This is a genomic window from Paenilisteria newyorkensis (assembly GCF_000766145.1).
GTDB lineage: Bacteria > Bacillota > Bacilli > Lactobacillales > Listeriaceae > Listeria_A > Listeria_A newyorkensis.
The window spans coordinates 82,915-91,541 of the sequence record NZ_JNFB01000006.1; the positions used below are offsets into that span (position 1 = coordinate 82,915).

An 8,627-nucleotide genomic window follows, 5' to 3' on the forward strand; every position below is an offset into this window, starting at 1 on the left:
CTAACACCAATTAAATATTATACAGCATTTCCAGTCAAGATGATAGCATTTTACACTATCAAAAAACAAGATTTGTGGCAAAATGAGCAAGCGCTTTATTTTTGTGGATTTTCCTCATGTTTTGCGTATTGTTATAGTGCCAAGCTTAGTATTCACTATAACAGGATGCACAAAAAAAGAGTGCCGAAGCACCCCATCAAAGCTTTGCTATTTTTAAAAATTACTTATCCCCACCAATACGTACACCTTTCATGAAATATTTATTCAAAACAATGTATAGAATCAGAATAGGAATAATAGAAACAACGGACGCTGCCATAATATAATTCCACTGCGTCGCGTTTTGCGTTTGAAACGACTGTAAGCCCAGTGTCAATGTGTATTTTTCTGGCGATGTAATGTAGAGTAATGGTTTCATGAATTCATTCCACAAACCGAGGAACACGAAGACGCCTTGTGTCGCGATGGATGCCTGTGCTATTGGAAAAACGATTCGGAAAAATGTCTGCGTCCGGCTCAGCCCATCCATTTGCGCCGCCTCCTCCACCTCTTTCGGGAAATTCACAAAAAACTGCCGCATCATAAAAATATAACCAAAGTTGATCGCACCTGGTAAAATCAGTGCATTATACGTATCAAGAATTCCAATGGATTTCATGATTAAATAGTTTGGAATCAAAAGAATTTGCGCCGGCACCATAATGACTGCCAAAATAAGCAAGAACATCTGCTTACGCCCAGGAAAACGGAGTCGCGCCAAAGCGTAACCCGCCATACTATTAAATATAATATTTAAAATAGTTCCTGAAGTCGCGATGATAAATGAATTTAATATCCATCTTGGAAAAAGCGGATCACGCGTAAAAATGTAGCTAAAATTTTCAAGCGTTGGTGCTTTTGGTAGCAAGGAAAGCCCGCCACCGATAATTTCGCTATACGGTTTGAATGATGCCATAACTGCCCACAAAAACGGGTACAGCGTCACTAAACCATAGCCGATAAGCAATGTGTACGTTACTATTTTCCAAAAACGCTTTCGCTTCATGATGCCGCACCTCCCTCTTCGTTGACATCCTCTTTATTCAGTTTCCGCGCGAGCATCGATACAACAAAAATGATGATTGTCAGCAAAATCGCGATTGCCGAAGCATATCCCATCGTGTCGAATGACTTAAATGCGTACTGATAAATAATGAGGGAAAGCGTTAACGTGGCGTTATTCGGGCCACCACTCCCACCCGAAATAATATACGCTTGATCAAAAAGCTGAAAACAGCCGATAATCCCCATCAAAAGGACATAGTTCGTAATCGGCGCAATCTGCGGAACCGTAATTCGAGTCAAACGTTTCCAAGCATTGGCCCCATCCACTTGCGCCGCCTCGTACATCGTTTTTGGAATATCTTGTAATCCAGCCAAATAAATCGTCATGAAAAATGGAACCGTGGACCAGATATTCATCACCATAATCGTACCCAGCGCAAATTGCGTTTCATTAATGAAATTAATCGGCTCACTAAGAATGCCAAAATCGACCAAAATATTGTTCACTGGACCCGTCAAACTAAATAAGAACATGAATATCATCGTTAATGCCGAACTGGACGTCAATGTTGGTAAGAAAAAAATCGTTCGGAATGTATTTTGAAATTTAATCCCCGAATTGAGTAAAGATGCCATTAACAATGCCAAGATAGTTTGGCAAGGCACAACGATGATCACGTATCGCACCGTGTTTTTGAGCGCAATCCAGACACGCTCATCTTGAAATGCGTTCGTGTAATTTTTTAAGCCGACAAATTGGTAGCTCGATTCGCCGACGAGACTAACTTTGTTTAAAGATAAGAATAGGGCGTAAATGATTGGTATTAATGTAAAAACGGTCATGATGATAATCGTTGGCAACATGAAGGATATGCCTTGCGCAGCCTCCTTCGCCTTACGCTTAGACTTGTTTGGATTCATTTTCTAGACTCCTTTTTTTGTTGAGATCCTTAGGAAGCGTTCTTTGCTGAGTTAGGATATCAATATGCATGTGAACGCAGTGAGCAGGTAATCCACCAGTGATCCTTAGGACGCTAACATGAAATAACTCAAAAATAGCAACCCATCTCAACCCCCGAAGAACCTCAATATACATGTGAACAAGCAATCCACCAGTAATACTTCTCTAGTTTTTCAACTGCGTCTTAATATCATTATTCGCACTCTCTGTCGCTTTCGTCATCGCTTCTTTCAACGTCATCTCGCCTTTAAGCGCCGATGGAAGCATATTTTTGTATTGATCCGCAACAATCGAGAGCGTCGTACCGTCTTGCCACGGTGTCGCATATTCGGCACCTGCCACAAACGGCTTCAAAATTGCGTCTGTTTCGATGTTCATCTCTTTTGCAACTGATTGGCGTGACGGCAATACCGATGCTCCTTCTGCCCAAGTCTTCATGCCCGTTTTCCCAGTAAAATATTGCATTAATTCCCACGCCGCATCTTTGTCTTTTGCCGCTGCGTTCATCGAATAACTTACCGTAAATACCATCGTTCCTTTTTTCCCATCAATGGTTGGTATTTCTTTCGTTCCAAATTTCACATCCGGAAAATTTTGCTTTAAATGTGCAATTGCCCAGTTCCCTTCAACCATCATCGCTGCTTTACCTGCTCCAAACGAGTCCCCCGACCAGTCTTGTCCTAAATCCGCTGGGCGCTTAATCAAGCCTTTTTGGTACCAATCCACCAGTGGTTGTAATGCCGCAATAATTTTTGAATTATCCAGATTAGAGTAGCCATCTTTATCTATAATCGGTTCCCCAGATGCTTGTGCAATGTACATTTGGCGAGCAAGATCTGCTGTGAACGCGCTAGGGACAACATCTTTTGGTAATTTCGCCTTCAAATTTTCTAGGAAAGCCCCCATTTTATCAGCGGTTGTCGGAATCGTATTCGGATCGATTCCAGCATCAGCAAACATGTTCTCGTTGTAATAAATACCGAGCGTTGAGTAATCTTTCGGCAATCCATACTGCGCCTTGTCATCTCCTGTAAATGCACGGTATACCGGTTTATAAAAATCATCCGTATCAAAATCTTTCGTCTTCGAAATATAATCATCCAAAGGCGCTAAAACCTTCTTTTCAATCAAACTTGGTGCGAGGTAAGCGTCTACATAAAAGACATCTGGCGCGGTTCCCCCAACTAAATCCGTCTGGAGTTGCGTTTCATAATCGTTGTACACCTTCTCTTTCACCTTGATTCCAGACTCCTTTTCAAAATCAGCAATCAATTTCTTACGCGTCGTATTCTCAGCCTCTGTCCCTTTCCAAACACCTAATGTTACCGTTTTCTCGCCTGCCCCAGCCGTATCTTTCGTCTCATTTCCACAAGCAACTGTAAATAACAATGCAAAAACTGCGCTTAGAATCCCAAGCATTTTCCAACCATTTTTCATAGCAACTCTTCTCCTTTTTATCCAATTTAAAGAAAGCGTATTCATTTAAAGTCATTCTATTCCAAAACGTTTCGGATGTCAAGTGCTTATTTTCAAAGAAATAGATGTTTAGAGTTGTAAGTTTCCCTAAATTCCACTAAAATAGGGATAACAAGAAGTTAGTATTGGAGGTATAACGTTTTGGCAACAATCAAAGATATTGCGAAAGACACCGGTTTTTCTGTAACTACCGTTTCACGTGCGCTCAATGGCTATAGTGACGTAAACGAAGAAACGCGAGCTATCATTCGAGCCTCCGCGCAAAAATTGCAATACAGTCCAAATATGTTGGCGCAGAGCCTTGTCACAAAAAAATCAAAAACCATCGGGCTACTAGTGACCGACTTAAAAAGGGAAAGTGTGAAGGATAATTTTGTCTTCGAAGTTTTGTGTGGTGTGAGCGAATATGTCGCAACGATAGACTATGAAATGATTTTGATTAGCACGACCACATCGAGGCAACGAAACAAAACATTTGGCCAAGTTGTGGGCGAGCGAAACCTAGACGGTGTCATCATCCAAGGACTAAAAAAAAATGATCCCTACTTAACAGAAGCCGTTGCTAGCAATCTGCCCACCGTTCTGATAGACATCCCCATCGAAAACGATTCCACTGGCTACGTCACCTCCGACCAAGAAGATAGCATCAAAACGGCAATTAAATATTTATCACGCCTCGGCCATCAAAAAATCGCGTTCATGAATGGGCATAAACGGGCATACGTAAGCGAAATTCGCTTTAAAGCCTACCAAGAAGCTCTAATCGAAGTGGGCATGGAGTATGACGATAAACTAATTTGTTACGGTGATTTTGAAGAAGAAAAAGCGTACCAAACAGCGCTCAGCTTTCTACTAGCGAGACAAGAGGTTTCCGCTATTTTCTGCGCCAGCGATATCATGGCCTTAGGTGTTTTACAGGCCGCACGTGAGCTTCAAATCCAGGTCCCCGAAGAGCTCTCAATCATTGGATTCGACAATATTCTGCTCACCCGTTATGTAAGTCCATCCCTTAGCACCGTCGCGCAAAATCCGTTTGAACTCGGAAAAGCTGCAGCTACACTTGTTTTGGAAATTATTAATCAAACATCGACAGAACACCATCAAATTTTGCAAAACGAACTAATCGTCCGTGAATCTAGCGGGGCTAAGAAATAAGCAGAGAGGAGCGCCAAGATTCAGGCACTCCTCTTTATTGTATTCACCGTTAAAAAAACGAAAATAATGACCGCAAACCAATACATCATTCCAAAATACGGAATAAAGAATCCTGTTAATTTCAGTATCGTTTTTATCACAATCGGCAACGTCATGCCATAAGCGCCAAACATCCACAGCCGCCTATAACTAACCGAAGCACCGCGACCAAATGGAATCGATACTAATGCAATGATAGAAATAAAGACTATACTAATCATTACCTGCAAAAATGCCTTCATGTACTGGTAGAAAAAGGCTACCTGCTTTAACTGCGATTCGTTCTCCTGCAACAATTTCAATACATCCGCATTGGTGTATTCCTGCTTACTCCCCCAAATCGGCAAACGACTATAGGACGTGATATTTGGTGACATCAAGCCATTTTTCCCAAATTTAAATCCGTCACCCTGCAACGTTACCACATAATCCGTCGTCGCCCTTTGCGTCACCTTCCCAATCATAACCGTCGTATCAAAAACTGGAATAGGCACAATCAAGGGCTCACCCGTATAATCCAAGCCCTTCTCTGACAATACAAACGGCTCCATTTCCGTCAATAAGGCCTCATAATCTAATTTCGACGTCTTCGAAAAGCTAGAAAAACTAAGGATAAGGGACGAAAGCAACACCAAACACAGCAAATAAAAAAAGGATTTCCAAATACTCTGCGCCTTCCACTTCCCAATCTCCTTCCACTGAAAAAATAAACTCTGCTGAAATTGTTCCACTATCCCCATATTATCCCTCATATCCAAAACGTTATTTGCTATTAAAAATCATATTAAACCATTACAGGATTTAAATCAATAACAAAATTTCATTTGACTTACCGAAACGTTTCGTATAAAATGTGAAATTAAAGAAAGCGTTATCTATTCATTTACATTATGCGTTACGAAAGGATACTATTATGTTGTTAAAAAACCAGCATCAAGCATTAAAATACGATACAGGTTCCGGAGAATTAAAAAACTGGCAGATCACAGAGACATACTTCGATCCTGAAACACTTGGCAAAGTCGAAGCTGTTTTCAGTCTAGGAAATGGCTACATGGGTTTGCGATCAGCAACCGAGGAGCGCTATGCCAGAGAGGTTCGCGGCAACTTCATCGCTGGCACTTTCAACAAATTCCTCGGTGATAAAGAAGTAACCGAACTTCCAAACGCTGCCGACATGACGGAAATGAGCTTCACACTAAATGGTGATACCTTCCAATTGACTGATGGTGAAATCCTTCATTTCGACCGTACCTTGAACCTAAAAGATGCAACATTATCACGTACGGTTCATTGGCGTTCCCCATCTGATGACGAATATAAACTGATTTTCACCCGCTTCGTATCCCTAGCCAATAAACATATCATTGCCCAAAAAGTCGCGATTACTCCGCTTTCTAGGAATCTCACCTTGAAACTTCATTCCGGCATTAACGGCCAAATGACGAATACAGGTACGCAACATTTTAAAGAAGGCGTTTTGCGATTATATGACCAAAAAATCATGAAACTAGAAGCGCATACAACCGAATCCAACATTGATTTTGCTCATTTTTCCCGTCATGCATTTACACTCGAAAATAGTGTAATCACGCCTAAAAATACGATTTTCATGGACCGTCGCAAAATTTTCACAACCTTTGAGCCTGAGACAATCCAGCAAAATGAGACGATTACGATTGAGAAAATATCAGGCGTGTACACAAGCCGCGACAAAGATTGGAAGGATGCCGATCAAGCACTTGCCATTTTCGCCATGACACCCAATTATGATAGCTTGTTCAAAGCACACCGCAAAGCTTGGCAAACAACCGTATGGGAACAATATCCTATCCAAATCGAGGGCGTTGATTTCGACCAGCTCGCGATTCGATTTGCGATTTATCATCTCACAGGTATGACGCCAGCCCATGATAATCGCATGAACATTGGCGCAAAAGGACTTTCCGGCGAAGGCTACAAAGGCCATGCTTTTTGGGATACCGAAATTTTCGTTCTGCCATTTTTCACAACATCCAACCCTAAAATTGCCCGCCAACTCCTTGAATATCGCTCTTTATCCATTCCCGGAGCGGTTCGTAAAGCACGTGACAATAACTACGAAGGCGCGATGTTCCCTTGGGAATCTGCTTGGCTGGAAGATGGTGAAGTAACGCCAGTTTGGGGTGCAGCAGATATCATCACAGGCGAGCCCACCAAAATTTGGTCAGGTTTCATTGAACAGCATATCACAGCAGACATCGCGTTCGCTGTTTGGCAATATTATCAATTTACTGGCGACCAAGATTTCATGGAAAAACACGGCTATGAACTCCTTTTTGCGACAGCAGTTTTCTGGCAATCACGCCTTGAAAAAAAGGACGATCGTTATGAAATTACTGGTGTCGTCGGTCCTGATGAGTACAAAGAACACGTAGATAATAATGCCTTCACGAATTACATGGCTCATTGGAATTTAGAAAAAGCAATACAATACTACGACTTATTGCAACAAGAAAATCCCGAGCTACTCGCGTCCCTATCCGCAAAATGGGACCTACAGAGCAACTATCAAAAATGGCGAGAAAAAGCAGCAAAACTCTACCTTCCACAGCCAAATGCAGCGTTAGTTATCCCGCAAGATGATACGTATTTATCAAAAAAAATCATCGACCTAACACCGTATAAAGAAGCATCACAAGTCGGCGCCCTATTCTTAGACTACAACCTAGACCAAGTAAATGACATGCAAATCACCAAACAAGCGGACGTCATGATTCTGCTCTACCTACTAGAAAATGAGTTCTCACCAGATGTGAAGCAAGCTAATTGGGATTATTACGAACCAAAAACACTGCATGATTCCTCGTTAAGTCGGGCTACACACAGCATTTTAGCATCTGACTTAGGTGATAAAGACCTCGCCTATTCGATGTTTGAAAAAGCTAGCCGCATCGATCTTGGCCAAAATATGAAATCAAGCGATGCCGGTATTCACTCAGCGTCTATTGGCGGTATTTGGCAAGTTGTGGTCAATGGTTTTGGTGGTGTCCGAATGCTTGATGGCAGATTATACGTGCACCCTCATCTCCCAGAAAAATGGACAGAATTACAATTTCCTATTTATTGGAAAGGTGCTCGCTTACACATGAAAATCACGCATGATATGATTGAAATCACAAATACGTCGAACAAAGATGTCGAATTCGTACTAAACGGTACTGAAATCGTTGTTTTAGCCGATTCAACATTTACTACAAATTAAAAAAAGAGCTTGTTTCGGATGCCAATTTGGACATCAGAACAAGCTCTTATTCATTATTTCGCTTCTTTTGCCTTCGCAATCGCCGTTTCGTAGTCTGGATGATTTGTTCCTTCGCCAACGTATTCCGCGTGTACGACTTTATTATTGCTGTCCAACACGAATACCGAGCGAGCTAACAAACGCAATTCTTTCATCACAACGCCGTACGCCTCACCAAACGAAAGGTCGCGGTGATCAGAAAGTGTAATCACATTAGGAAGTCCTTCTGCGGCACACCATTTCTTTTGCGCGAACGGTAAATCTACAGAAATCGTAAGTATCGCCGTATTTTCTAAACCAGACGCCTCTTCATTGAACTTGCGCGTTTGTTGCGAGCACACGCCTGTATCAATCGATGGAATCACGCTTATTATTTTCACTTTGCCATCGTAATCGCTTAATGTAACTGGCTCCAAACCTTGATTTAAAACCGTGAAATCTGGCGCTGTGTCACCAACTTTTACTTCTTTCCCAATCAATGTCATCGGGGTTCCCTTAAATGTAACTTCTGCCATATTGAATTGCCTCCTTTGATTTGTATCTACGCCCTCTATTCTACCGAAGTGTCGCGCAATGTACTATTTTTTTGCCTCTTGAATTGTCAAGTCAAGTGCAACACGATATCAAAGAAAACTTCATACGGTGTTTTCCAACCCAAGCATTTTCTTT

7 protein-coding genes are annotated in these 8,627 nt (G+C 41.8%); 2 read left to right on the forward strand and 5 right to left on the reverse strand.

The features are described from left to right. Positions 1 to 220: 220 nt before the first annotated feature. From EP58_RS02405 to EP58_RS02420, 3 genes are all read right to left on the reverse strand, one after another. On the reverse strand, positions 221 to 1,045 hold the full coding sequence (locus tag EP58_RS02405) for a carbohydrate ABC transporter permease (protein WP_077917795.1): 825 nt from the start codon (positions 1,043 to 1,045) through the stop codon (positions 221 to 223). Continuing rightward, positions 1,042 to 1,965, reverse strand: a complete 924-nt coding sequence (locus EP58_RS02410) for a carbohydrate ABC transporter permease (protein ID WP_036089568.1) — start codon at positions 1,963 to 1,965, stop codon at positions 1,042 to 1,044. Before EP58_RS02410 ends, EP58_RS02405 begins: the two co-directional genes overlap by 4 nt. A 205-nt stretch (positions 1,966 to 2,170) precedes the next feature. Then, positions 2,171 to 3,442 (reverse strand): ABC transporter substrate-binding protein, encoded by a 1,272-nt coding sequence (locus tag EP58_RS02420; protein WP_036089573.1) that lies wholly within the window; start codon positions 3,440 to 3,442, stop codon positions 2,171 to 2,173. A gap of 180 nt (positions 3,443 to 3,622) precedes the next feature. Between EP58_RS02420 and EP58_RS02425 the strand changes: the two genes are divergently transcribed. Beyond that, positions 3,623 to 4,636 carry a LacI family DNA-binding transcriptional regulator gene (locus EP58_RS02425; protein ID WP_036089576.1) on the forward strand — a complete coding sequence of 338 codons (1,014 nt, stop codon included), beginning with the start codon at positions 3,623 to 3,625 and terminating at the stop codon, positions 4,634 to 4,636. Between the two features lie 20 nt (positions 4,637 to 4,656). On the opposite strand, the gene EP58_RS02430 is transcribed toward EP58_RS02425, so the two are convergent. After that, positions 4,657 to 5,415, reverse strand: a complete 759-nt coding sequence (locus tag EP58_RS02430; protein ID WP_036089579.1) for a DUF1189 family protein — start codon at positions 5,413 to 5,415, stop codon at positions 4,657 to 4,659. Between the two features lie 173 nt (positions 5,416 to 5,588). On the opposite strand from EP58_RS02430, the gene EP58_RS02435 reads away from it, so the two are divergent. Continuing rightward, positions 5,589 to 7,919: a glycoside hydrolase family 65 protein gene (locus EP58_RS02435; protein ID WP_036089581.1), complete on the forward strand. Its 2,331-nt coding sequence runs from the start codon at positions 5,589 to 5,591 to the stop codon at positions 7,917 to 7,919. 53 nt (positions 7,920 to 7,972) lie between these two features. Here the strand turns inward: EP58_RS02435 and tpx are convergent, their stop codons facing one another. Then, positions 7,973 to 8,473, reverse strand: coding sequence for a thiol peroxidase (tpx, locus tag EP58_RS02440; RefSeq protein WP_036079358.1), 501 nt, complete (start codon positions 8,471 to 8,473; stop codon positions 7,973 to 7,975). Between the last annotated feature and the right edge of the window lie 154 nt (positions 8,474 to 8,627).

Excerpts from the sequence above, each read along its gene's own strand:
- EP58_RS02405 (WP_077917795.1), bottom strand. The coding sequence starts at position 1,045 with ATGAAGCGAAAGCGTTTTTGGAAAATAGTAACGTACACATTGCTTATC.
- EP58_RS02410 (WP_036089568.1), bottom strand. The coding sequence starts at position 1,965 with ATGAATCCAAACAAGTCTAAGCGTAAGGCGAAGGAGGCTGCGCAAGGC.
- EP58_RS02420 (WP_036089573.1), bottom strand. The coding sequence starts at position 3,442 with ATGAAAAATGGTTGGAAAATGCTTGGGATTCTAAGCGCAGTTTTTGCA.
- EP58_RS02430 (WP_036089579.1), bottom strand. The coding sequence starts at position 5,415 with ATGGGGATAGTGGAACAATTTCAGCAGAGTTTATTTTTTCAGTGGAAG.
- EP58_RS02435 (WP_036089581.1), top strand. The coding sequence starts at position 5,589 with ATGTTGTTAAAAAACCAGCATCAAGCATTAAAATACGATACAGGTTCC.
- tpx (WP_036079358.1), bottom strand. The coding sequence starts at position 8,473 with ATGGCAGAAGTTACATTTAAGGGAACCCCGATGACATTGATTGGGAAA.